This window comes from Thalassococcus sp. BH17M4-6, from assembly GCF_049323015.1.
In the GTDB taxonomy this organism is placed as follows: Bacteria; Pseudomonadota; Alphaproteobacteria; order Rhodobacterales; family Rhodobacteraceae; genus Puniceibacterium.
This window is the reverse complement of record NZ_JBMPGU010000015.1, coordinates 44,685-67,651: the sequence shown is the minus strand read 5'-3', so window position 1 is coordinate 67,651 and position 22,967 is coordinate 44,685. Positions and strand designations below refer to the sequence as shown.

17 protein-coding genes are annotated in these 22,967 nt (G+C 66.8%); 13 read left to right on the top strand and 4 right to left on the bottom strand.

Features of this window, described 5'->3' with window-relative positions; genetic code table 11:
* The 3 genes from ACOXXX_RS18275 (at window position 1) to ACOXXX_RS18265 (ending at window position 3,514) form a co-directional block, all read left to right on the top strand.
* Window positions 1–1,194, top strand: coding sequence for a hypothetical protein (locus ACOXXX_RS18275; RefSeq protein WP_422828050.1), 1,194 nt, complete (start codon window positions 1–3; stop codon window positions 1,192–1,194).
* Window positions 1,195–1,216: 22 nt separating this feature from the next.
* Window positions 1,217–2,458 (top strand): hypothetical protein, encoded by a 1,242-nt coding sequence (locus ACOXXX_RS18270; protein ID WP_422828049.1) that lies wholly within the window; start codon window positions 1,217–1,219, stop codon window positions 2,456–2,458.
* A 69-nt stretch (window positions 2,459–2,527) separates the two neighbouring features.
* Window positions 2,528–3,514: a hypothetical protein gene (locus ACOXXX_RS18265; protein WP_422828048.1), complete on the top strand. Its 987-nt coding sequence runs from the start codon at window positions 2,528–2,530 to the stop codon at window positions 3,512–3,514.
* Here ACOXXX_RS18265 and ACOXXX_RS18260 read toward each other — a convergent pair.
* A complete protein-coding gene (locus ACOXXX_RS18260; protein ID WP_422828047.1) occupies window positions 3,483–4,403 on the bottom strand; it encodes a hypothetical protein in 921 nt (306 codons plus the stop codon). The genes ACOXXX_RS18265 and ACOXXX_RS18260 overlap by 32 nt on opposite strands.
* A 196-nt stretch (window positions 4,404–4,599) precedes the next feature.
* Here ACOXXX_RS18260 and ACOXXX_RS18255 point away from each other — a divergent pair, with 196 nt between their 5' ends.
* The 9 genes from ACOXXX_RS18255 (at window position 4,600) to ACOXXX_RS18215 (ending at window position 18,985) form a co-directional block, all read left to right on the top strand.
* Window positions 4,600–5,295 (top strand): class I SAM-dependent methyltransferase, encoded by a 696-nt coding sequence (locus ACOXXX_RS18255; protein ID WP_422828046.1) that lies wholly within the window; start codon window positions 4,600–4,602, stop codon window positions 5,293–5,295.
* The gene (locus ACOXXX_RS18250) at window positions 5,292–6,206 is read left to right on the top strand and encodes a GNAT family N-acetyltransferase (RefSeq protein ID WP_422828045.1); all 915 of its coding nucleotides are present in this window, start codon (window positions 5,292–5,294) and stop codon (window positions 6,204–6,206) included. Before ACOXXX_RS18255 ends, ACOXXX_RS18250 begins: the two co-directional genes overlap by 4 nt.
* Before the next feature lie 75 nt (window positions 6,207–6,281).
* The gene (locus ACOXXX_RS18245) at window positions 6,282–7,508 is read left to right on the top strand and encodes a DegT/DnrJ/EryC1/StrS family aminotransferase (RefSeq protein WP_422828044.1); all 1,227 of its coding nucleotides are present in this window, start codon (window positions 6,282–6,284) and stop codon (window positions 7,506–7,508) included.
* A 347-nt stretch (window positions 7,509–7,855) separates the two neighbouring features.
* Window positions 7,856–10,957, top strand: coding sequence for an FG-GAP-like repeat-containing protein (locus ACOXXX_RS18240; protein ID WP_422828043.1), 3,102 nt, complete (start codon window positions 7,856–7,858; stop codon window positions 10,955–10,957).
* A gap of 146 nt (window positions 10,958–11,103) precedes the next feature.
* Window positions 11,104–12,588: a phosphomannomutase/phosphoglucomutase gene (locus tag ACOXXX_RS18235; RefSeq protein ID WP_422828042.1), complete on the top strand. Its 1,485-nt coding sequence runs from the start codon at window positions 11,104–11,106 to the stop codon at window positions 12,586–12,588.
* 326 nt (window positions 12,589–12,914) lie between these two features.
* Window positions 12,915–14,246: a UDP-glucose dehydrogenase family protein gene (locus ACOXXX_RS18230; RefSeq protein ID WP_422828041.1), complete on the top strand. Its 1,332-nt coding sequence runs from the start codon at window positions 12,915–12,917 to the stop codon at window positions 14,244–14,246.
* Between the two features lie 61 nt (window positions 14,247–14,307).
* Window positions 14,308–16,653: a glycosyl transferase family 1 gene (locus ACOXXX_RS18225; RefSeq protein WP_422828040.1), complete on the top strand. Its 2,346-nt coding sequence runs from the start codon at window positions 14,308–14,310 to the stop codon at window positions 16,651–16,653.
* Window positions 16,650–17,489, top strand: a complete 840-nt coding sequence (locus ACOXXX_RS18220; protein ID WP_422828039.1) for a hypothetical protein — start codon at window positions 16,650–16,652, stop codon at window positions 17,487–17,489. Before ACOXXX_RS18225 ends, ACOXXX_RS18220 begins: the two co-directional genes overlap by 4 nt.
* A gap of 65 nt (window positions 17,490–17,554) precedes the next feature.
* A complete protein-coding gene (locus ACOXXX_RS18215) occupies window positions 17,555–18,985 on the top strand; it encodes a mannose-1-phosphate guanylyltransferase/mannose-6-phosphate isomerase (RefSeq protein WP_422828038.1) in 1,431 nt (476 codons plus the stop codon).
* 88 nt (window positions 18,986–19,073) lie between these two features.
* Here the strand turns inward: ACOXXX_RS18215 and ACOXXX_RS18210 are convergent, their stop codons facing one another.
* The gene (locus ACOXXX_RS18210; RefSeq protein WP_422828037.1) at window positions 19,074–19,757 is read right to left on the bottom strand and encodes an ABC transporter ATP-binding protein; all 684 of its coding nucleotides are present in this window, start codon (window positions 19,755–19,757) and stop codon (window positions 19,074–19,076) included.
* A gap of 10 nt (window positions 19,758–19,767) precedes the next feature.
* Window positions 19,768–20,958 (bottom strand): sugar transporter, encoded by a 1,191-nt coding sequence (locus ACOXXX_RS18205; RefSeq protein ID WP_422828036.1) that lies wholly within the window; start codon window positions 20,956–20,958, stop codon window positions 19,768–19,770.
* A gap of 72 nt (window positions 20,959–21,030) precedes the next feature.
* Here ACOXXX_RS18205 and ACOXXX_RS18200 point away from each other — a divergent pair, with 72 nt between their 5' ends.
* Window positions 21,031–21,855, top strand: coding sequence for an ABC transporter permease (locus ACOXXX_RS18200; protein WP_422828035.1), 825 nt, complete (start codon window positions 21,031–21,033; stop codon window positions 21,853–21,855).
* A gap of 34 nt (window positions 21,856–21,889) precedes the next feature.
* On the opposite strand, the gene ACOXXX_RS18195 is transcribed toward ACOXXX_RS18200, so the two are convergent.
* Window positions 21,890–22,954: a hypothetical protein gene (locus ACOXXX_RS18195; RefSeq protein ID WP_422828034.1), complete on the bottom strand. Its 1,065-nt coding sequence runs from the start codon at window positions 22,952–22,954 to the stop codon at window positions 21,890–21,892.
* Window positions 22,955–22,967: the final 13 nt, after the last annotated feature.

Here is a 22,967-nt window from a genome sequence, read left to right as displayed (position 1 = left end):
ATGACCCGCCCGATTTCCACCTTGTTCGCCCTTGCCCTGGCCGTGCCCCTGGCCACGCAGGCCAGTGCCGAAGACCTCGTCAACGACAATCTGAACGTGATCGGCAACGCCTGTATCGGTCCGCAATGCGTGGCCGGGGATGGCGATGCCGCGCCCTATAACGGGATCATCATCAAATCCGCAGTGCCCAAGATCCTGTTCGACAGCGGCAACAGCACGGTGACGGACTGGTCCCTGACCGGGTCTGCGACAAACGGCGGGGCCAGGGATTTTGCCCTGTCCGCGACCCGCGTGACCGGCGGCACGACGACGCCGTTCCTGATCAACGGCCAGTCGCCCGACTCGTCGTTTGTCGTCGAGCCGGCGGGCGTGGGTTTTGGCACCAGCCTGCCGCAGCGCGAACTGCACGTGGTCGATGGCGTGGGTGCGACCCTGCGGCTCGAACAGGATGCGTCCGAAGGCAACGGATCGCAGATCTGGGATGTGCAGGTGTCCGACTTCGGGTTTCAACTGGTCGACGTCGGGACCATCTTGAGCCTCCTGCCTTTCACGGTTGAAAACGGCGCGAGAACCCACAGCCTCTATCTCACCAGTGGCAACCGGGTTGGCATGGGCACCTCCACGCCCGCCGCCGCGCTGCATGTCCAGCGCACCGACGGCAGCGCCGGGCTGCTGGTGGAAAACACCGCCGCCGCCCCCGTCGCCGCGCGCGAGATGTTCGCGATGCGCAACAACGGCGGGTCCTACTTCACGCTCGACAACACGAACGCCGGCACCACCTGGTTCTTCACCCATGAACAGGCATCGCCCAACCGCTTCATCATCGCCGACGCGGTGGCCGACGGGCCGGAGTTCACCCTGACGGCCGGAGGCGACGTGACCATCCCGGGCAACTTCATCTCGGGCAATACCACGCTCAATGTGCCCGACTACGTCTTTGCCGAGGATTATGCCCTGCGACCGCTGTCGGAGGTTGCAAGCTTCATCGACGCGCATTCCCACCTGCCCGACGTGCCCTCGGCAGCAGAGATCGCCGACACCGGCCTCGACATGACCGCCATGCAGATGGCGCTGCTGAAAAAGGTCGAGGAGCTGACGCTTTATACGCTCGAGCAGGAGGCCGAACTGACCCGCCTGCGCGGGATCGAGGCCCGGCTCGCGCAGATTGAAACCCTTTTGCAAGCCACCCGCTAAGCCCAGGGGCGGAGATCGTAAAATGACCTTCAGACATCTTTTCGCCACCACGCTTTGCCTGCTGCCCGGCCTGACCAGCGCCGAGGTCTTGTCCAGCACGAACCCCACCATCTTCAACAATCTGTGTGTGGGCAGTGCCTGTGCGGTCAACGAAAGCTTCAGCAGCGATTTCAATCAGATCAAGCTGAAAAGCGCCGTGAACCGGATCGAATTCGAAGACATTTCAACGACCTCCGGCTTTCCCACCGCCGATTGGGCGCTGCAGGCCAACGAGGTCTTGAGCGGTCAGCGCGATCAGTTCATGCTGCAGGATCTGACCAACGGCACCACCCCGCTGACCGTCAGCGCCGCGGCCCCCACCAACGCGTTTTTCATTGCCCCCGATGGCGATCTGGGCCTTGGCACGTCGCTCCCCCAGGCGCGGCTGAACATGCTGACAGCCTCCAGCTCCGCGATCCGGATCGACCGGACGGACATCGGTGCGGGTGGGGGACTGAGCTATGAGATCGGTATCGAGGATTTCGGGGCGTTCGCCATCAAACGCCCGACCAGCGAAGAGGGGATATTCTCCCTGAGTGTCTCGGCACCGGACCTGACGCAGGTGATCGGACCCTCGGTCACCTCGTTCAACACCGGGCGGCACGACTACGATTTCGAGGTTCGAGGCGTAAGCCTCGCCCCGCTGATCTATGCCGATGCCGGCACGACCCGTGTCGGCATCGGCACCGGCACGCCCGCCGTACCGCTGCATGTGCAGCGCGCCAATGGCACAGCCGAGGTGCTGGTGGAAAACACCGCAGGCCCCTCTGCGGCGCGCGGCATGTTCACCATGCGCAGCAACGGCGGGTCGTTCTTCACCATGGACAACACCCAGGCCGGCACCACCTGGTTCTTCACCCATGAACAGGCCAGTCCCAACCGTTTCATCATCGCCGACGCGGTGGCCGATGGCGCCGAGATGAGCCTGACCGCGGGCGGCAACCTCACGATCCAGGGCCAGCTTTTTACCGCCGGGTCCTGTGCCGCCGGGTGCGACCGGGTTTTTGAGCCGGATTATCCGCTGCCCACGATTGCCGAGCAGGCGGCGATGATGCGCGTCAACAAGCACCTGCCCGCCGTCGGCCCGACGCCCGAGGATGGCCCCTTCAACATCACCGCCATGACCGGCGGCATGCTCAACGAGCTGGAGAAAGCGCATCTTTACATCGCCGAGCTCGAGGCCCGGCTGGCCGCGGTCGAGGCGCATCTGGCCCGGCGCGACTGAGCCTGCGGGGTTGACAGCGGTCCCCGCCCGGGGGCCTATGGCGCCGATGTTCGCAGCGGACCCGGCCCCTTGAAAACCCTCTATCTGCATATCGGTCGCGGCAAGACCGGCACCACCGCGCAACAGGCCTACCTGGGGCGCAACCGCGACGCGCTGCTGGCCGCGGGGGTCGACTATCTGCTGGCGGGCGACCGCGGGCGCGGCGTCGGCCACCAGGCCTTCGCCAAGAGCTTCATCACCGACATGCCCGGCATCATGATCCCCGCCAGGGATCCGGCGGGCATCCGCGAGCAGACCGCCGCCGAGATCTGCGCCAGCCCCGCGCCCGCGATCCTGCTCAGTTCGGAAAACCTTCCGCTGGCCAACCTGGGCGACCTGCGCGCCTGGTTCGACGCCCTGCCGGTGCGCTTGCGGTTCGAGGTGATCTTTCTGGTGCGCTCGCAGGACGAGCTGGCGGAATCCGAGTACAACCAGATGGTCAAGCTCAAGCGCGAGACACGCAGCGTTGACGCCTATGCCGCCACCATGGAGGGGGCCGATTACGACGCCGAATGCACCGCCTGGCGGGACCGCTTCGGCGCGGATGCCATCCACGCCCGGGTCTACGACGCATCCGCGGGCGACGCGGTGGCGCAGTTTCTGTCCTGCCTGCCGGTCAGCGGCCTGCCCGCCCCCGACCCCGCGGGCGATGCGGCCTATGCCAACCGCTCTGTCGGGGCGCGGGCGCTGCTGGCCGCACGGCTGCTCAACGGGATCGAGATCGAGGGCCGCGAGTCGCTTTACCGCAAGCTCTTTGCCGGGTTCGAGGCGGCGGGCGATCTGCCCGCGGTGCTGCTGGACGCCGCGCAGGCCCGCGCCATCCGCGCAGACTTCGCCGAGAGCAACAGGCGCTTTGCCCGCAGCTTTCTGGACCCCGCGCATGCCGCATGCCAGACCGGCGACCTGGGCGGACGGCGCCATGACGACGCCACCCGCGACCGGCTTTTTGCACAGGTACAGGCACTGGGTCCCGGCGCGGCAGGCCCTATCCCGGGAATGGATAGCGGCCGCCGGTGATCCGGGCGACTGCGCGCTGGAAAACCGCGTTCGACCCGTCCATGGGCTGATCCAGAAACTGCGCAAAGGCCTGCGCATCGGCAAACACACGGTCGCGGCGGAACCCCCGGCTGCGCAGATAGTGCAGGAACACGATCTGCTCCAGTTCCTGCGGATACAGCCGGTCGGCGATGGGGTCGTTGGGAAAGTTCCAGCGCATCGGCAGGGCGCGCACCGGCAGGCCCAGATCGATGCAGGTCAGCGCCAGAGACACCTGCGGTGCCCACCAGTCGCCAATCTGCGCCACCACCCCGGGGCGCAGCGCCCGGTCACGGGCATGAAAGGCGGCCAATTGCGCCGGCGGTCCGGCAAACATGCCGTAGTTGATGTAGAACGGTGTCTCCGGCGGGCCCTCCTGCGGCACCAGCGTATAGCGGTAAGGCGTGGCGATATCGCGCCCCAGAACCGCCCGGGCGATCTCGGGCCAGTCGCGCCCGGGGTTCCGGTCACGCCCCTCCCAGGGGAAATGGTAATGCGCGATCACCCCGCCCAGGGCCTGCTCGGTCAGCAGTTCCCGCGCCATCGCACCGACGGGCGCCAGCACCGTCACATCGGCATCGCACAGCACCGACAGATCGGCCCCGGGATCCAGCAGGTCGAACCGCATCTCGTGCTGATGCATATGGGCGGGGTTCGGCGCCCCCGGGGGATGCGCCCAATGCACCTCGATCCGCTCGAACCAGGGCTGCCAGCGGGCCGGGATCTCTTCGACCGTATGATCGCCGAAGGTACAGACCAGCCGCGCCTGCGCCTCGTCACCGCCAAGCGCATCAAGGCACAGCCGGAAGAACGCCATCTGGGAAAAGAACCCGTCGGTGGGGCTGCCGCACAGCAAAAATTCCAGCTTCATGTCGCTCAATCGTCTCCGGCATCGTCCCCTGTCATTGCGTCATAGAACAATTCTCGGACAGGGGAAATCGAGCGTCCCCTCCGATGCCGCCAAAACCGCGCGCGGCGCCCGCACGTCCACCCCTTCGCAATGGACACTGGACAAGACGAAACCGCGCACGGTAATTGCAAAGCCGTCTTTACCGGAAAGCCGACAAATGAATTGGGTCTCAAGATATTACGACCGCCGCGTCGCCGCCGGGGCCGACAAGGGGCTGTTCTGGCAGGTCGGCCACACCAAGGCGGGCAAACCGATCACCCCCGACCAGTTCGACGCCATGCTGGGTGCGCTCAGGGCACAGCTGGACCTTGCGCCAGACACGAACCTTCTGGAACTGTGCTGCGGCAACGGTGTCTTTACCAAGCCGCTGGCGCAGAGCGTGGCGCGCACCCTGGCGGTGGATTTCTCGCCCGCGATGATCAAGGTGGCGCAAGCCGAATGCACCGCACCCGATCTGACCTACAAGGTCGTGGATGTAAAAAGCCTGCCCACGGGCCTGGCCGCCGACGGCCCCTTTGACCGGGTGCTGATGAACGCCGCCCTCCAGCATTTCTCCAAATCCGAATTCCGCAGGCTGCTGACCCGGCTCATGGAGATGACGACGCCGGGGGCGAAGATGCTCTTTGCCTTCGTGCCCGATGCCGCACGGCGCGCCGAGTTCGACCAGCGGCTGAACCCAGGCCTTGCACTGCGGCTGCGCCGCTGGCTGGGCCGGGACCTTGTCACCCACTGGTACGGCCAGGACGAGGTGCGCGGGATCTGCGCCGATCTGGGCCTTTCGGCCAGCTTCGCGCCGGTCGATCCGGCCGTCGCCGGAGCCTGGTATCGGCACGACATCCTGATCGGGCGATGACCGGCTACCTGTCGCCCGCCTTTGGACAAAGCTACGCGGAATTCGGCACATCTCTCGTGCTGCCCCGCTCCGGCCTGCAACTTCTGCGGCGACCGCTGGGGGCGGACAGCTTCGATTACATGGGCCTTTATCCTTACGCCATGTGCGCCGACTGGTCCGCACTGGCCGCCGACCTGCCCGATCTGGCGCAGCCCGGCGCGGTGTCGGTGACCTTCGTGGGCGATCCGTTTGCCGCAGCTGAGGTGCAAGAGGCGACCGGCGACTGGGCGCTCTGCAGGCCCTTCAAGACCCATTATGTCACCGACCTGCGCACCGACTGGCGTCGGGCCCGGCCAAAGGAAATGCGGCGCATCGCCCGCCGCGCGCTCGAAGCGCACGAGATGCAGATCGTCGCCGACCCGGTGCCGCTGACAGATGCCCTCTGGGCGCTTTACCAGACCACGGTGGCCCGCCACGACGTGCGCGGCATCCAGGCCCTGTCGCGCGATGTCGTGGCACAGCAACTGGCCGTGCCCGGCGGACTTTTGATGGCGGCGCATGACGCGACGGGTCTGGCCGGGGCGATGCTGACCTTCTGCCACGGGGCCACCGCCAATCTGCACCTGATGTTCCTGGATCCCCGGGCGCACCGGCAGAACACCAGCTATGCGCTGATCCACGCCACGCTTGAAGAGCTGGAGGCACGCGGGTTGCACCACGCGAACCTGGGCGGAGCCGCAGGACATGACGACGCCGCCCGCGACGGGCTGGCGCGGTTCAAGAAAGGCTGGACCACCGACACCCGCAGTGCGCTGATCTGCGGCAAGGTGCTGGATGCGGCCCGGTACCGCGACCTGTGCGGCGGGGCCGTGCCCACGGGTGGCTTCTTTCCCGCCTACCGCGCCCCGGGGGCGGCGTTTTCCGGCGATTGAGCCGCAGCCCGCACGATTGAGATGCCCGGGGAAACGTGTCAGGGATATTCGAACCTTCCCAGCGCGCGATCCCGAATGCCCGACAGCCCCGCCCCCGCGTACACTTACAAGCCCCTCGCCGGGCCGGAGGATCTGGCGCTGTTCGGCGCGCCGCCGGTCTTTGACACGCCGCGCCACGTCAACCGCCCCATGGCGCCCGACCGCGCCGCCTTTGACGCGATGATCGACGACATCTGGGACCGGCGCTGGTTCACCAACGACGGCCCGCTGGTGCAGGAGCTGGAACACCGCCTGTCGGAATTTCTTGACGTGCCGGACTGCGTGCTGACCAGCAACGCCACCGCCGGGCTCGATCTGGTGATGCACTGCCTGGACATCCGCGGCGAGGTGCTGCTGCCCTCCTACACCTTCATCTCGACCGCGCATCTGCTGGCGCTGCGCGGCCTCACCCCGGTCTTTTGCGAGGTCGGCGCCGACATGGCGCTCGACCCCGCCGACGCCGCCGCCCGGCTGACCGGGCGTACCGGCGCGGTCGTGGCCACCCATGTCTGGGGCAGCCCCTGCGACATCGACGCGCTGCAGGCACTCTGCGACACGGCGGGCATTCCGCTGCTCTTCGATGCCGCCCATGCCTTCGGCGCGCGTCACAACGGCCACCCGCTGGGCCGGTTCGGCCGGGCCGAGGTGTTTTCCCTGCACGCCACCAAGGCCTTTCACGCCTGCGAGGGCGGGCTGATCACCACCTGCGACGCGGCCCTGGCCGACCAGCTGCGGCTGGCGCGCAATTTCGGCTTTTCGGGCAGTGACAGGGTCGAATGTCTGGGGGTCAACGCCAAGATGTCGGAACTGCATGCGGCGATGGGGCTGGCCAATCTCGACGCCTTTCCCGCCACGCGGCAAGCGGCCCGCGCGGTGCATGCCGCCTATCGCGACGGGCTGGCGGGGCTGGCCGGTCTGCGGCTCAAATGCCCGCCCGAGGCCGAGGACAACAACCACCACTACGTGGTGACCGAGGTCGATGCCCGGGCCTTTGGCCTGACCCGCGACCGGCTGGTCGCGCTGCTGACCGCCGAAGGCATCTGGGCGCGGCGCTATTTCTATCCCGGCGGCCACCGCAGCCCGCCGCATGCCGCCGCCAACCCGGAGCTGTCGCTGCCCCGGACCGAGGCGCTTTGCGACCGGGTCATGCTGCTGCCCGGGGGCGGGGCCGCGGATCTGGCCGACGTGGCCGAGATCTGCCGGGTGATCCGGTTCATCGCTGGCGCGGCAGGCGCGATCCGGGAGGCCGACAAAACGGGCTAGCCCCGCATCTGGTTGCCGGACCGGGGGCACGCACGCCTGGCGCGGAACAAGGCCGAAGGCCGCCGCGCCATCGCCGGGCCGCCCCCCGGCACGGCGATTTGGCAAAGCCTGGCGCACCGCGGGAACGGAGTCCGGATGTGGCAGGCATGAACCGCGCCGCTCAAAGGCCCGGATCGCCGCACCGCGGCCCGCCGATGCCCCGTCTCATGCCGCCCATCCGGCTGTCGGCCCCTGCTCTTGGGACTGGCGCGAAACGGACAAAGCCGTTAACCTTTCGCCATTGGTTTCCGCGTCGTCCATTGCCTTTGCTCAACCCATTTCCCACAGCCCCAGGTGACACACCCGCCATGTCCAGCCTCATCGCCAAACCCTATGAAAAACGCTTCCTGCTTGCCGTCCTGATCGTCGCCATTCTGGCCTATCTCTTCTGGACCGGCTCGCGCTATCCCGCGCTCAACGAAAAGGCGATGATGTCGGGCGCGATCCAGCTCGAGGACGCGCTGAGCTTCGAGGCGAAATTCCCGATCACCGGCGACATGACGATCTACGAGCGGATCTTCTGGTCGACGCTCAACTGGATCAACACCAACAAGAAGGGCATGACCTTCGGCGTGCTCTTCGCCGCCGCCTTTCTGACCGCCGCCAGCTACCTGCGCACCAAAAGCTTCAAGGGAAGGTTCTCGAACTCGGTCCTCGGCCTTGTCATCGGCACGCCGCTGGGGGTCTGCGTCAACTGCGCCGCCCCGATCGCGCGGGGCATGTACACCAGCGGGCTTCGGGCCGAAACGACGCTGTCGGCGATGATCGCCTCGCCCACGCTCAACGTCGTGGTGCTGACGATGCTCTTTTCGCTGCTGCCGCTCTACATGGCGCTGACCAAGATCGCGCTGAGCCTCGTCATCATCCTCGCGGTGGTGCCGCTGATGGCGCGGGTCCTGCCGCGGGTGGAGATTGCCCCCGAACACCGGATCGACACGCCCTGGACGGCGGCGGAACTGGGGCTGGGCGCGCCCACCGCCGAAGGTCTGCACGTGGCGGTCTGGGAAGTGGCCAAGGCCTATGCAAAGAACCTCTGGTACATCGTCAAGATGACCGTGCCGCTGATGATCCTCGCCGGGTTCCTGGGCACGGTTGTGGCGATCTTCCTGCCGACCGAGGCGGTGATGGGCGCAGGCTTTTCGCTTCTGATCCTGATCGCTGTGGCCGCTGTCGGGGTGTTCCTGCCGGTGCCCATCGGGTTCGACGTGGTGATGGCGGGGGTGCTGCTCTCCTCGGGCATGAGCCAGGGCTACGTCATGGCGCTCTTGTTCACATTGGGCAGTTTCAGTGTCTATTCGTGGTTCATCGTGGCGCAGTCGGTGGGCCGCCGCGCCGCCTGGATGCTGGCCGTGACGGTGATGGTCTTCGGCATGATCGCGGGCTGGGGCGCGCAGGCCTGGCACGACTACAAATCCGACGCGGCGCTGCGGATGCTGACCGGCGAGGCGCAGACCGACGCCCCGCGGCTGATCTGGGCGGCCGAAGCCGCCACCGCCGATCCCTGGAGCGTGACCAGCGCCGATGCGGACCGCGTCAGCCTCACCGCCACGCCCTTTGCCGCCAAATCCCCGGCCGCCGATACCGACACCGGCTTCACCCGGATGGAAGCGGCGCAGATCGGCATCGACAAGCCGCTCGAATTCTCCATGACCGACATGTGGCCGCCCTTCTGGGAAGGCCGCAGCCTGGCCTCGGGCGACATCGACAACGACGGCGATCTCGACCTTGTCGTCGCCTCGACCGAGGCCGGGCTTTACCTTTATGCCAACGACGGCACCGGGCAATTCGCCCGGATCAGTGTCGATCTGGGCCCGCTGGCCGACATGGCCATCTTCAACGCGGTGCTGGCGGATGTGGACAACGACGGCTGGCGCGACCTGATCCTCGCCAGCTACGGCGAGGGCAATTACCTCTGGCGCAACCTGCAGGGCCGCTTTGCGGACGCCCCCACGCCGATTCAGAATCGCGACAACGCCGTGCTGTCGCTCGCCCTGAGCCTTGGCGATCCCGACCGCGACGGCGACCTGGATCTCGCCTTGGGCAACTGGACCTCGGGCTGGTACCGCCGCGTGCCGGGCGAGGAAAGCCGCAACCGCATCGTCTGGAACAGCCACGACACCGGCGGCACGCTCGACGGGGCCGCCTATACCGACCTGCCCGGCATTCCCGGCGAAACCCTGTCGATCCTGTTTTCGGATGTCGACCGCGACGGCGCCGCAGACCTGCTGGTGGGCAACGATTTCGAAATCCCCGATTACCTCTACATGGGCGACGGCGCGGGCGGGCTGCGCCAGATCACCCATGCCGATGCCAAGCTGCCCCACACCACCACCACGACCATGGCGATCAAGGTGGCCGACCTGATGAACGACGGCATGCCAGAGCTCTACTTCGCCCAGATCGCGGGCCGCTCCTCGGGCGTGTCGAAAAAGCTCAAGATGCAGGATCTGGCACGTTACTGCGACAGCATCGAGAACCCGCAAGCCAAGGCCACCTGCGCGCGCAACATGCAGATCAAGACCTGGTACCGCTCGGGCAACAATTTCGACCCGACCTATGCCGGCAAATGCACCGAGCTCAGCGGCGCGCTGCAGGCCGAATGCAAGGCGATGCTGGTCAAGGACCTCGCCATTCAGCGCAACGATCCCAAGATCTGCGCCCTCATCCCCGACAGCCAGCCGCGCCCGCGCAGCTTCTGCGACCTGCATTTCCTGCCCGTCCGCGCCGTCACCGCCGACGAGGCCGAGGCCGGCGTGCAGCAGATCCTGCGCTCCAACGTCCTGCTCGAGCTTGAGGAGGAGGGCCAGGCCTATGCCGATACCGCGGGCCCGCGCGGGCTGGAGGTCGGCGGCTGGTCCTGGGACACAAAGGTGGCGGATTTCGACAATGACGGCTGGCAGGATGTCTATATCGTCAACGGCACCTGGGTCCCGAACGAGGTCTCGCCCTCGAACCTCTTCTTCCACAACACCGGCGAGGGCACCTTTACCGAAGCCTCGGGTCCCTTCGGTCTCGAAGACTACCTCATGACCGCCGCCGCCACCGCCTTCGACATGGATGGCGACGGCGATCTCGACATGGTGACCCACCCGGTCAACGGTCCGCTGGTGGTCTTCCGCAACAATGCCCAAGAGGGCAACGCCCTTGCGGTGCAGCTCGACGACCGCGCGGGCAACCGCGACGGCATCGGCGCGGTGCTGACCCTGACGCTCCAGGACGGCCAGAGCCTGAGCCGCGAGGTGCAGCTGGGCGGCGGTTTCATGTCCTTCGACGCCCCCCGGGTGCATTTCGGCCTGGGCAGCGCCACCGCCGCAAGCGGCCTGCACATCCGCTGGGCCGACGGCAGCGAAACCGAAGTCACCGGCCCGCTCGCGGCGGGCGCGCTCTATACCCTGCGGCGCGACGGCTGACCCGCCCCTTCTTCCTGGCTGAAACGCCACAGAGTACCAGAGACAGCGTCTCTCGTATCGCCCGGAACGGGCGATCCCCCGGCCCGGTTGAACCGCCCACGCAAAGCTTCTACCGATATGCCGAAATGATTTCCGAAAGGCCCGCGATGACATCCCCGCTTTCCACGGTCACCCCCAACAGCTGGGCCTTCCTGCGCGATGCGATGATCGCCCCCACCGGCTTTCGCGAATACGACGCGCGCTGGAAATATCCCGAAGGCATCAACCTGCCCGGCGTCACGGCGCTTGGCCTAGGCCTCGGCACACAGATGTATTTGCGCGGAATAGAGCCTGTTATCGCCGTCGGAAACGACTACCGCGACTATTCGCTGTCGATCAAGAACGCGCTGATCCTGGGCCTCATGCAGGCGGGCATCGCGGTCCGCGACATCGGCCCGTGCCTGTCGCCCATGGCCTATTTCGCGCAGTTCCACCTGGATGTGCCCGCGGTCGCCATGGTCACGGCCAGCCACAACCCCAACGGCTGGACCGGGGTCAAGATGGGCTTCGAACGCCCCCTGACCCACGGCCCCGACGAGATGGCGGAACTCAGGGACATCGTGCTTGAGGGCCGCGGCCAGCCGCGCCCGGGCGGGGCCTACGCATTCGTCGACGGCGTGCGCGAGGCCTATCTTGACGACCTCGCCGGGGATTTCAGAATGACCCGTCCGCTCAAGGTGGTCTGCGCCTGCGGCAACGGCACCGCCGGGGCCTTCGCGCCCGAGCTCTTGCGCCGGATCGGGGTCGAGGTGGTGGAAAGCCACTGCACCCCCGATTACACCTTCCCGCATTACAACCCGAACCCCGAAGCGATGGAAATGCTGCACGACATGTCGGCCAGCGTGCGCGCCTCGGGCGCCGACCTCGCCCTGGGCTTCGACGGCGACGGCGACCGCTGCGGCGTGGTCGATGACGAGGGCGAGGAGATCTTTGCCGACAAGGTCGGCGTGATCATGGCGCGCGACCTTTCCAGTCTCTATCCCGGCGCAACTTTCGTGGCGGATGTGAAATCGACCGGGCTTTTCGCCTCGGATCCGGTGCTGCGCGAGGGCGGCATCACCGCCGATTACTGGAAGACCGGGCATTCCCACATGAAGCGCCGGGTGCGCGATCTGGGCGCGCTTGCCGGGTTCGAGAAATCCGGGCACTACTTCCTCTCGGGCGAGATCGGGCGCGGCTACGACTGCGGCATGCGGGTCGCGGTGGAACTGTGCAAGCTCATGGACCGCAATCCGGACAAGTCGATGTCGGACCTGCGCCGCGCCCTGCCCCGCACCTGGTCGATGCCGACCCTCTCGCCCTATGCGGCCGATACCGAGAAATACGACATCCTTGAGCGCACCGTCGCGCGGCTCGAAAAGCTGGACACGCTGGCGGGGCAAAAGATCAAGGAGGTGGTCACCGTCAACGGCGCGCGGCTCATCCTTGAAAACGGCTCCTGGGGCCTTGTCCGCGCCTCCTCCAACACCCCCAACCTGGTGGTGGTCTGCGAAAGTTCGCAAAGCGAGGCGGAGCTGCGGCAGATCTTTGCCGAGCTGGACGCGGTGATCCGCGAAGAACCCGGCGTCGGGGACTATGACCAGACGTTCTGAGGGGTCCGCCGGGAAAACCAATCCGAGGCGAAACGCAACAAAGTGCCAGCGCCGATCCGCGGGGTGGCGCTTCTGATCTTTATGCGGGGCACTTTATGCCTGCCAAATCCGGACTCCATACCCGCGATGCGCCAAGCCCGGCCAAAGCGCCGCCCCGGGGGGCGGGTCGGCGCTGGCACGGCGGCCGCAAGCGGCCTTGATTCCGTGCCGGGTTCTTCACACCAGCGGCCGCCTTCGATCCCGCGCGACCACGTTGACACGGCGGGCGCACGGGGATTTAACCGCCGCATATTTGGCATATTCGGCATCGGCAAAGGACAGACCCCATGAAAATCGCAATGATCGGCACCGGCTATGTGGGCCTTGTCTCGGGCGTGTGTTTTTCCGACTTCGGCCATGACATCGTCTGCGTCGACAAGGATCCGCGCAAGATCGAGATGCTGGAACGCGGCGAGGTGCCGATCTTCGAGCCGGGTCTCGACCGGCTCATGGCCAAGAACGTCGAGGCCGGGCGCCTGACCTTCACCCGCGACCTCAAGGCCGCGATCACCGGGGCCGACGCGGTGTTCATCGCCGTGGGCACGCCCACCCGGCGCGGCGACGGCCATGCGGACCTTACTTACGTGATGGCCGCCGCCGAGGAAATCGCCAAGGCCGCCGATCACTACATGGTCATCGTCACCAAATCGACCGTGCCCGTGGGTACCAACCGCAAGGTGGCCGAGGTCGTGCGCGCCGCGAACCCGGAGCTTGATTTCGACGTCGCCTCGAACCCCGAATTCCTGCGCGAAGGGGCCGCCATCGACGATTTCATGAAGCCCGACCGCGTCGTCGTCGGCGTGCAGACCGACCGCGCCGCCAAGGTGATGGAAGAGATCTACCGCCCGCTCTACCTGCGCGATTTCCCGATCGTCACCACCGACCTGGAATCGGCCGAGATGATCAAATACGCCGCCAACGCCTTTCTCGCGACCAAGATCACCTTCATCAACGAGATCGCGGCCCTGTGCGAAAAGGTCGGCGCCGACGTCAAGATGGTGTCCAAGGGCATGGGCATGGACGGGCGCATCGGCAACAAGTTCCTGCACGCGGGCCCCGGCTATGGCGGGTCGTGCTTTCCCAAGGACACCAAGGCGCTGGCCCGGATTGGCCAGGAACACGCCGTGCCGATGCAGATCACCGAGGCCGTCATCAAGGTCAACGAAGAGGTCAAGCGCCGGATGATCGACAAGCTGCGCGACCTCTGCGGCGGCAGCTTCAACGGCAAGACCATCGCGGTGCTGGGGGTGACTTTCAAACCCAATACCGACGACATGCGCGACGCGCCCAGCCTCACCATCGTGCCGGCCCTCGTGGGCGGCGGGGCAAAGGTGCGCGTGACCGACCCGCAGGGCCGCCACGAGGGCGAGGCGCTCTTGCCCGGCGTCATCTGGGAACCCGATCCCTATGCCGCCGCCGCCCATGCGGACCTGCTGGTGATCCTCACCGAATGGAACGAATTCCGCGCGCTCGACCTTGCCCGCATCGCCAACGGCATGAGCACCCGGCGCATGGCCGACCTGCGCAACATCTACAGCGCCGAGGATGCCGCCGAGGCGGGCTTTGATGCCTATGACAGCATCGGGCGTCAGGGACACGGTACGGACCTCTCTGCGTGACCGCCCCCCGGGGCATGGTTGCACCGCCCCATCCGGGCCGCTAGGGACAGCGCGTATCGTCATGCCCCGGGATTCCATGCCCTCCTCGTCTTCCTCTGCGGCCCTGCCGCCCGTGCTGATCGTGATGGCGGTCTACCGGCCCGATCCGGCGCATCTGGCCGCGCAGATGGCCTCGATCGCCGGGCAAAGCCACGCCGACCTGCGCCTGATCGCGGTGATCGCCGACGGGATCTCCGGGGATCTGGTGACCCGCACCGCCACAGAGGCCGGGCTGCAGGGCACCGTCACCGTGCCCTGCGACGGCGAGCTTGATGCCGTGCGCGCCTTCGAGGCGGGCCTCTGGGAAGCGCAGACCCTGGCCCGGGCCATGCCGGCCGAACCGCTGATCGCCCTCAGCGATCAGGACGACATCTGGCACCCCGACCGGCTGGCCCGCGGCATCTCGGAACTTGAACGCAGCGGCGCGCAGCTGGTGCATTCGGATGCGCGGCTGGTGGGGGCGGACGGCACCAGCGTGCAGCAGCCGTCCATGTTCCGCTTTGAACGCCGCCACCGCCACCCCGGGCTGCGCGGGCTGCTTTACCGCAACAACATCACCGGCATGACGCTCTTGATGCGCGCCGGGGTGCTGCGCCTGGCCCTGCCCTTTCCGCAGCAGTCGGGGGTGCATTTCTATCACGACCTCTGGCTCGGGCTGCTGGCGGCGGCCACCGGCGGCGTGGCGCTCATTGACGACGCGCTGGTCGATTATCGCCAGCACGGCGGCAATGCCATCGGCGCGGTCGACCGGCAAAAGGGCTGGCTGCGCGCCGGGCGGCGGCGGCTGCCCGATGCGATGTGGATGCGCCGCGAGGCGGCGTCCTACGCGCTGGCGCGCTATCTGGCGCAGTCGGTCGACACCCGGATCGGCGATGCGCTGGCCGACGGGCGGCTCACCCCCGATCGTGTCACGCGCAAACCGCTCAAACCCTACCTCAAGCGGCTGCGCGGCACCGGCGCGCATCTGTGGGATGCGACCCGGCTGGCGCTGACCGGACACCTGGGGCTGGCGCGCATCGCCACGGGCTTTGCCGTGGTCAGCGTCGGCCGGATCTTCTGGGCCCTGCGCGAAGCGCTGGGTCCGGGGCTGACCGCCGCCATCGAAAGCTTCGACACCCGGCTCTATTCGCTCAGCCCCGGCATGCCCCCGGCCCGGCCGCAGAACGCGGCCCCTGTCGGCACCCGCCCGGTGCCGCACGCAGCCCTGACCGACATCCGCAAGGAACCGCGCTGGACACCCGATTTCACCGCCCCCGCGCCCGCGCTGACCGTGCTGGTGCCGACGCTGAACCCGACCGAGGTCTTCGCCGGGATCGTCACCGCGCTCGATATCGGGCTGGGGCTGGCGGCACGCGGCCATCACGTACGGTTCATCGCCACCGACCTGCCGGTGTCGTCGCAGGCCGCCTCGCGCCACTTCCTGCTGAACCGGCTGCCCGGCGACGCGCCCGCGGGCACCGCCGCCCGCATCAGCCTGGCCTGCGGGGTCAAGGGCGGCACCGTCGCCGCCCACAAGGGCGATGTGTTTCTGGCCACGGCGTGGTGGAGCGCGCATGTCGCCGACAAGCTCATCCGCAGTTTCGGGCTGGAACAGAGCCGCTTTTTCTACCTCATCCAGGATTACGAGCCGAATTTCTACGCCTGGGGCCAGGAATATGCCGATGCCATGGCCAGCTACGATCTGAATTTCGAGCCGGTCTTCAACACCACCCTGCTGCGCGATCATTTCCACGCCAAGGGCTTTGACTTTGCCGGGCCCGAGGCGCCGGCCTTCCGCCCCGCCATCGACATCGACCGCTATGCGTCACGCCCGCGCGCGGACCGCAGCGGGCCGCGCAGGCTGGCGCTTTATGGCCGGCCCGAGGTGGCGCGCAACATGTACCCCACCGCGATCGAGGCGCTGGCCCGCTTTGTCGAAGCCGAGGATCTGACCCCCAAGGATATCGAACTGGTGTCGGTGGGCCTGCGTCACGCGCCCGTCACCCTGCCGCGCGGGCTCGAGCTGCGCAGCCTGGGCAAGCTGCCCTGGGAAGAGTACCCCGCCTATCTGCTGGGCACCGATCTGGGCCTGTCGCTGATGTATTCGCCGCATCCCAGCCATCCGCCGCTGGAAATGGCGGCCTCCGGCGTGCGGGTGGTCACCAACACCTTCGGGCCCAAGGATCTGGGGCAGTTCAGCCCCGCGATCCTGTCGGCCGCGGCCACGGCCCCGGCGCTGGCCGCAGCGCTGTCGCAGGCCTGGCACCTGCCGCCGGTGGCCCCCGCCGACCGGCAGATCGACCTTGCGCCGCTGGGCCAGCCGCTGGCGGCGCTGATCGACCAGCTGTCGCAGCGGCTGGCCAGCCTCACGGCGGGACGCGCGGCATGATCCGGCGGCTGATCCTGCACGTCGGCTCGCCCAAATGCGGGTCGACCTTCCTGCAGCAGGGGCTGCTGCGCAACCAGGCGCCGCTGCTGGACCACGGCATCCGCTATCCGCATGACGGCGGCGGCCATCCGGGCAATGCCGCCGAGATCGACAAGCTCGACCGCGCCGGGTACGAGGCGCTCTTTGCCGATGGCGTGCATACGGTCATCCTCAGCCACGAGGATCTGTATTCCATGGCCCGGCGCGGCGGGCCGCTGGCCGAGCTGGTGCGCCGCGACGGCGCGGGTGTGCATATCCTGGCCTTCCTGCGACCGTTTTCGGAATTCGTCTTCGGCGATTATTCGCAGTTCATGAAACAGTTCTTCGAACGGTTCCTGCAGGACCGCCGCCCCTATGACGGCCAGAGTTTCGACGCTTTCGCCCTGCGCAGGGTCGAAAAGCTGCAGCCCGTGACCTTTCTGAGCAACTGGCAGCGCTGCTTTGACGGCGCGCCCATCACCGTGTCCGGGCACCGCAGCATCCGCGACGTGGTGCAGGGGCTTCTGGGGCCGGATGTGCCGATCGACTGGGAGGTGCCGCATCACCAGACCAACCCGTCACTGCGGATGATCGACTGCGACCGCATCGCCGCTGCGATGCGCGACCCGTCCGTGCCCGAGGACAAGATCCGCGCGCTCTTCGGCGAGGCGTTTCACCTGGCGGGCACCCCCGACCCGGGCCGGTCCCCGTCCCGCATCGCCCGGATCGAAGCGGCCTTTGCCGCGCAGAACGCGGCACTGCGCGAAACGTTCGGCTATGACAACACTCTGCCCGGATTTTCCGAACCGGCCATATAAGCGCGTGCATTGCCCAAATGCCCTGCCTATCTTGGCCGCGGGGCCGTCTAGCAAGAGGATTATCCATGTCCATAGTACCCGTGCTGCTGGCGGGCGGATCCGGAACCCGGCTGTGGCCGCTGTCGCGCAAGAGCTATCCCAAGCAGTTCTCGGCCCTGACCGGGACGGAAAGCCTTTTCCAGGCCTCGGCGAGACGGCTCTCCGGACCCGGGTTCGCCGAACCTCTGGTCATCACCGGGGCGGATTTCCGCTTTATCGTCACGGAACAGCTGACCAACGCCGGCCTGCCCACAGGCGATGTTCTGATCGAACCCGCAGGCCGCAACACCGCCCCTGCGGTGCTGGCGGCGGCGCTCTGGCAGGCGGCGCGCGACCCACAGGCCCTGATGCTGGTGGCGCCTTCGGATCATGTCATCCAGGACGCAAAGGCCTTTCTGGAAACTCTGCGGGACGGGCTGGCGGACGCGCGCGATGGGCGTATCGTCACCTTCGGCATCACCCCCACCCGCCCCGAGACCGGCTATGGCTATATCGAACTGGGCGCCGACACCGGCACCCCGGCCCGCGCCGTTGCGCGCTTCGTGGAAAAACCCGACGCGGCTCAGGCGACCGAGATGCTGACTTCGGGCCGCTATCTGTGGAACGCAGGGATCTTTCTGTTTTCCGCGCAAACCGTGCTTGATGCCTTCGGCACCCATGCCCCCGACATGATCGGTCCGGTTGGCGATGCCGTCGCCGCGGCGAAGGCCGACCTCAACTTCTTCCGCCTCGATCAGGCGGCCTGGGACCGCGTCCGCGACATTTCGATCGACCATGCGATCATGGAAAAGGCCGCGAACATCGTCTGCGTACCGTTTTCATCGGGATGGTCCGATCTGGGCGACTGGGATGCGGTGGCGCGCGAAGCGGATCCTGATGAAAACCAGAACACTCTGAGCGGCGCGGTAACGGCGCTGGACTGCAGCGCCAGCCTTCTGCGGTCCGAGGATGCGGCGCTTGAGGTCGTGGGCCTGGGGCTTTCGGACACGCTGGTGGTGGCCACTCGCGACGCCGTGCTCGTGGCCGACCGGTCCCGCGCGCAGGACGTGAAGCAGGCGGTGGCGGCACTGCGTGCCAAGGACGTGCCACAGGCCGAGGAATTTCCCTGGGAACATCGTCCCTGGGGGCGTTTCGAAACACTGGCGCTGGGGGCGCGTTTCCAGGTCAAGCGCATCGTCGTGAATCCCGGCGGCGTGCTGAGCCTGCAAAGCCATCACCACCGCGCCGAGCACTGGATCGTGGTCGAAGGCACCGCCCGCGTCACAATCGGCGAAAACGTGCAACTGGTGACCGAAAACCAGTCGGTCTACGTGCCGCTTGGTGAAGTGCATCGGATGGAAAACCCCGGCAAGGTGCCGATGGTTCTGATCGAGGTGCAGACCGGCACCTATCTGGGCGAAGATGACATCCTGCGCTACGAGGACGTCTATTCCCGGGGCCAGGGGGCAAAGGGGTAGGAGCCGCCCTCCGCCAATGCTTTGACCGGGCGTTTGCGCGCCCGGAGCGCACCGCTCCTTTCGCCCGGATTCAGTCACTGATCCTGCGTTATCCGGACCGGTTCTTGTCAGGCGGAGCCGCCTTCATCAGTTCCTGGTGATGGCGGATGCCGTCCTGCGGATCGGTGTAGTAATAGAGGATCCCGTCCTCCAGCACCGCGGCGTGATCGCACAGCCGCTTCACCTGCCCCAGACCGTGCGTCACCATGATCGCCCCACTGGTCCGCAGCCGGTCCGCGAACAGCTGTTCGCTCTTCTTCTTGAACGCCTGATCCCCCACGGCGGTGATCTCGTCCACCAGGTAGGTGTCGAACTGGATACCCATCGACACGCCGAAGGCCAGCCGCGATTTCATCCCCGAGGAATAGCTGCGCACCGGCAGGTTGAAATGCTCGCCAAGCTCGGAGAAATCCTGCACGAAATCCACCAGCTCGTCGGTGTCGACGCCGTAAACCCGCGCCACGAACCGGACGTTCTGCAACCCCGTCAGTTCCGGGTGAAACGATCCCGCAAACCCCACCGGCCAGGAGATCGTGCCGTTGGTCACGATCTCGCCGCTGTCGGGGTCGAGCGTGCCCGCCACCATGCGCAGCAGGCTCGACTTGCCCGCCCCGTTGCGCCCCAGCACCGCGACCGCGGCACGGTCGGGAAAGACCGCACTGATGTTGTCGGCCACCACCGTGCGACGCCCGTTCAGGTGATACGTCTTGCACAGGTTGCGCAGTTCGATCACCGCCCGCCCCCTAGCGTCGGTCGCGCAGCGAATAATAGGCCATTGCCATGATCGCCCAGCTGATGAAGAGGAACGCACCGATCAGCGCCGTGAGCATGAGCCTGTGTGGATATTGCGCGGTTTCCGCAAGAGTAGGGTCGATATGGGTGGCCAGGTAGCGCGATTGGCGCTGCGCTTCGGCCAGGGCGGCATCATAGGTCGCCTGCGCCGAGAGATAGCTTTTCTCGGCGAATTCGCGGTCCACCTGCAGCGCCTCGTATTCCGCCAGGATGCGCGAGAAATCGGCATCGCCCTCGTTGCCGAACTGGCCGCGTTCCTCGTCGATCTGGGCCTCGATCACCTCGATCTTCTTTTGCGCCTGCAACACACGCGGATCGCTCGAGGACGAGGATTCCAGCAACAGCTCGCGTTCGATGATGGCATCCGCCAGCTTGGCCTGCAGCGAATTCAAGAGCCCCATCTGTCCCTGGATATCCGCCGTCGGATCGACGATGCGGGTGCGTGAGCGGAACGCCGTCAGTGCCTGGCGCGCGGTCCGCAGCCGGGCCTGCTCACGCTCGAGCTCTTCCTTGGCATAGCGGGTGGCATCGGCCCGGGCGATCGTGGACAGCTGGTTGATCATGTTGCTGCTTTCCTCGAACACCGCCTGGGCGATGTCCTGCGCGGCCTGCGGTTCAAAGGCCAGCACGCGGATCTCGATCAGGCCCGAGGCGCTGTCGTAGAACACCTTGACCATCCGGCCCCAGTAATCCGACAGCGCCTCGATGCGCACATCCTCGCTCAGGCCAAAGACCGGATCCTCGGGCTTGGTATAGATCGCGCGCAGGTTCAGCCGCGCATCGACCGCCCGCACCATCTGCTGCGACTGGATGAATTCATAAAGGATGTCGGTGTCGGACGAGCTTGACCCCGACAGTTCGGTGATGCCGCCCAGCAGTTCGACCGCCGATCCGACCTCTTCCTTGCGCACGGAAAACCCGACATGGCTGGCGTATTGATCCGCCGCCACCCCGTACAGATAGACCGCCGACACCGTGAGCGGCGCCAACACCCAAAGCAGGAAGGTCAGCAGCAGCAGGTAGTGCCTGCGGCGTGGCTGGGCCGCCCCGGCGGGCGGACGCGCGGCCGCCACGGCAGCCGGTCGTTTCTTGGGGGCCGGGGCCGTCTTGGCACCGTCTCCGGCCTGCTCTGTCTCTTCCAAATCTGAACTCTTCGAATATGATGCCGCCTGAGGCGTGACCTTCGCCAAATCCCTACCAAACGCAGAGGCCCGATGCCAGAGGCTGATCCTTTCCCGACCGCAGAGCCGATGCCGCGCGAAGGCCAGCGCCCGCGCAAGGCCAGCAACCTGCGCACGCTGGTGGCGCTGGTCATGCGCGAAATGTCGACAACCTACGGCCGGTCGGCGCTGGGATATCTCTGGGCGATCCTGGAACCGGCGGCGGGGATCATCCTGCTGACCGCGATTTTCAGCCTGGCGTTCCGCGCCCCCTCGATCGGCACCAACTTTCCGCTGTTCTTCGCCTCCGGGCTGCTGCCCTTCATGGCCTATACCGATCTCAGCCAGAAAACCGCGAGCGCCCTGCGCTTTTCGCGCCAGTTGCTGGCCTATCCCGGAGTGACGTTCATTGACGCGCTGATGGCGCGGCTGGTGCTGAACACGCTGACGCACCTGATGATCTTCAGCGTCGTTCTGACGTCGATCCTGGTGATCTATCGGGTGGACGTGATCCTTGACCCTGCGGCCATCGCGCTTGGCTTTGGCATGGCGCTGTATCTGGCTGCGGGGGTCGGGATGCTGAACTGCTATCTGACATCGACCTATCCGGTCTGGGAACGCGCTTGGGGCATCCTGACACGACCGCTGTTCTTCATCTCGGGCATCCTCTTCACATTTGAATCGGTGCCCCGCCCCTACAGCGAATACCTTTGGTGGAACCCGCTGATCCATGTGATCGGACAGGTGCGGTCGGGCATCTATGCCACCTACGACGCAAGCTATGTGTCGCATGTCTACGTGTTTCTCTTCGGGGGCATCCCGATGACCCTGGGGATGATGCTGCTGCGACGCTATCACCGCGACATCCTGAACCGCTAAGGCATCCAGGGCGGACCCTGGATCACCCGGCGCTCTAGCTCGGGCGCACGCGCCGCCAGAACCGCGCCCAAAGCGGCGGGGTCTCGATCCGCGCCACCTCGGCCGCCTCGGCCGGTGGCGGGGCGAGTTGGGCCGGATCAGAGACGATCCAGGCCGCCAGGACCGCCGCCGCCTCCTCTGCCAGCGGCGGCAGGCGGTCGGGCTCGTCTTCGACCCCTTCGTCAAAGGCCGGCGCGCCGTCCAGGTAGTCGCGCGCCAGGGCGGCGTTGGATTTCTCGAACCGCGCCAGCAGCGCCTCGCGGCGCTGGAGCGGCAGCAGAAAGCGGCGCTGCGGCACCTCGATGCGCTCCGGCGCCTCGTTCAGGAAGCGGCGCAGGTGCTGCGCCGCGCTCAGCGGTTTCATGCCCCGGGCGGTCAGCGCCAGCTTGAGATAGCGCAGCGGCTCGATCAGGCCGGTGGGCGGGCTGACGTTCTGGCGCGGCATCGCCAGGCCGGCCGCCAGCGCCGGATCCATGTCCAGAAACGACAGGAACCGCTCCAGCGGATAATGCTCGGCCTGGCCCCTGCGCAGCGGCACCACGGTGATGTGGTCGCGCCCGATCGAGCGGGCCCAGTTTTCCAGCAGCCAGTGGTAGTTCAGCACCTTGGTCCGGGTGCGCTGCGCCACCAGGCTGGCGATGTTGCCGGTCCAGTCCGACCCGCCCTTGATGTGCTGCTTGTAATCGGATTCGATCCACTGGTCCTGCCGCCGCACGTAGACGATCAGCCGCGGCGCGAACCCGTCCTCGCGCGCCCGGGCGATGAATTCATCCGCCAGGGCGGTGCGCGCCAGCCCGATGAACATTTCGCTGCTCAGGATCACGTCGCTGTCGCGATCGAGGAAAAAGTCCAGTGACTCCCGCACCTTGGATTTTCGGTTGTTGCGGATGTCGGCCAGCAGCGCGGTGACGTTGCCCTGCCCTTCGGTCTTGTCACGCGGCGGCGTGCCGTAGAACTTGCCCTGCGCGGCAAAGACCTCGGCATGGGTGCGCAGCGCCCCCTGGATCGAGGTCGAGGCGCATTTGGGCATGCCCACGTGCAGATAAAGGGTCTTGGCCATGCTGCGCCTTTGC

Coding starts and splice junctions, on each gene's coding strand:
- ACOXXX_RS18195 (WP_422828034.1), bottom strand. CDS start 22,954: ATGGCCAAGACCCTTTATCTGCACGTGGGCATGCCCAAATGCGCCTCG.
- ACOXXX_RS18255 (WP_422828046.1), top strand. CDS start 4,600: ATGAATTGGGTCTCAAGATATTACGACCGCCGCGTCGCCGCCGGGGCC.
- ACOXXX_RS18240 (WP_422828043.1), top strand. CDS start 7,856: ATGTCCAGCCTCATCGCCAAACCCTATGAAAAACGCTTCCTGCTTGCC.
- ACOXXX_RS18260 (WP_422828047.1), bottom strand. CDS start 4,403: ATGAAGCTGGAATTTTTGCTGTGCGGCAGCCCCACCGACGGGTTCTTT.
- ACOXXX_RS18245 (WP_422828044.1), top strand. CDS start 6,282: ATGCCCGACAGCCCCGCCCCCGCGTACACTTACAAGCCCCTCGCCGGG.
- ACOXXX_RS18225 (WP_422828040.1), top strand. CDS start 14,308: ATGCCCCGGGATTCCATGCCCTCCTCGTCTTCCTCTGCGGCCCTGCCG.
- ACOXXX_RS18215 (WP_422828038.1), top strand. CDS start 17,555: ATGTCCATAGTACCCGTGCTGCTGGCGGGCGGATCCGGAACCCGGCTG.
- ACOXXX_RS18230 (WP_422828041.1), top strand. CDS start 12,915: ATGAAAATCGCAATGATCGGCACCGGCTATGTGGGCCTTGTCTCGGGC.
- ACOXXX_RS18270 (WP_422828049.1), top strand. CDS start 1,217: ATGACCTTCAGACATCTTTTCGCCACCACGCTTTGCCTGCTGCCCGGC.
- ACOXXX_RS18250 (WP_422828045.1), top strand. CDS start 5,292: ATGACCGGCTACCTGTCGCCCGCCTTTGGACAAAGCTACGCGGAATTC.
- ACOXXX_RS18275 (WP_422828050.1), top strand. CDS start 1: ATGACCCGCCCGATTTCCACCTTGTTCGCCCTTGCCCTGGCCGTGCCC.
- ACOXXX_RS18220 (WP_422828039.1), top strand. CDS start 16,650: ATGATCCGGCGGCTGATCCTGCACGTCGGCTCGCCCAAATGCGGGTCG.
- ACOXXX_RS18200 (WP_422828035.1), top strand. CDS start 21,031: ATGCCAGAGGCTGATCCTTTCCCGACCGCAGAGCCGATGCCGCGCGAA.
- ACOXXX_RS18235 (WP_422828042.1), top strand. CDS start 11,104: ATGACATCCCCGCTTTCCACGGTCACCCCCAACAGCTGGGCCTTCCTG.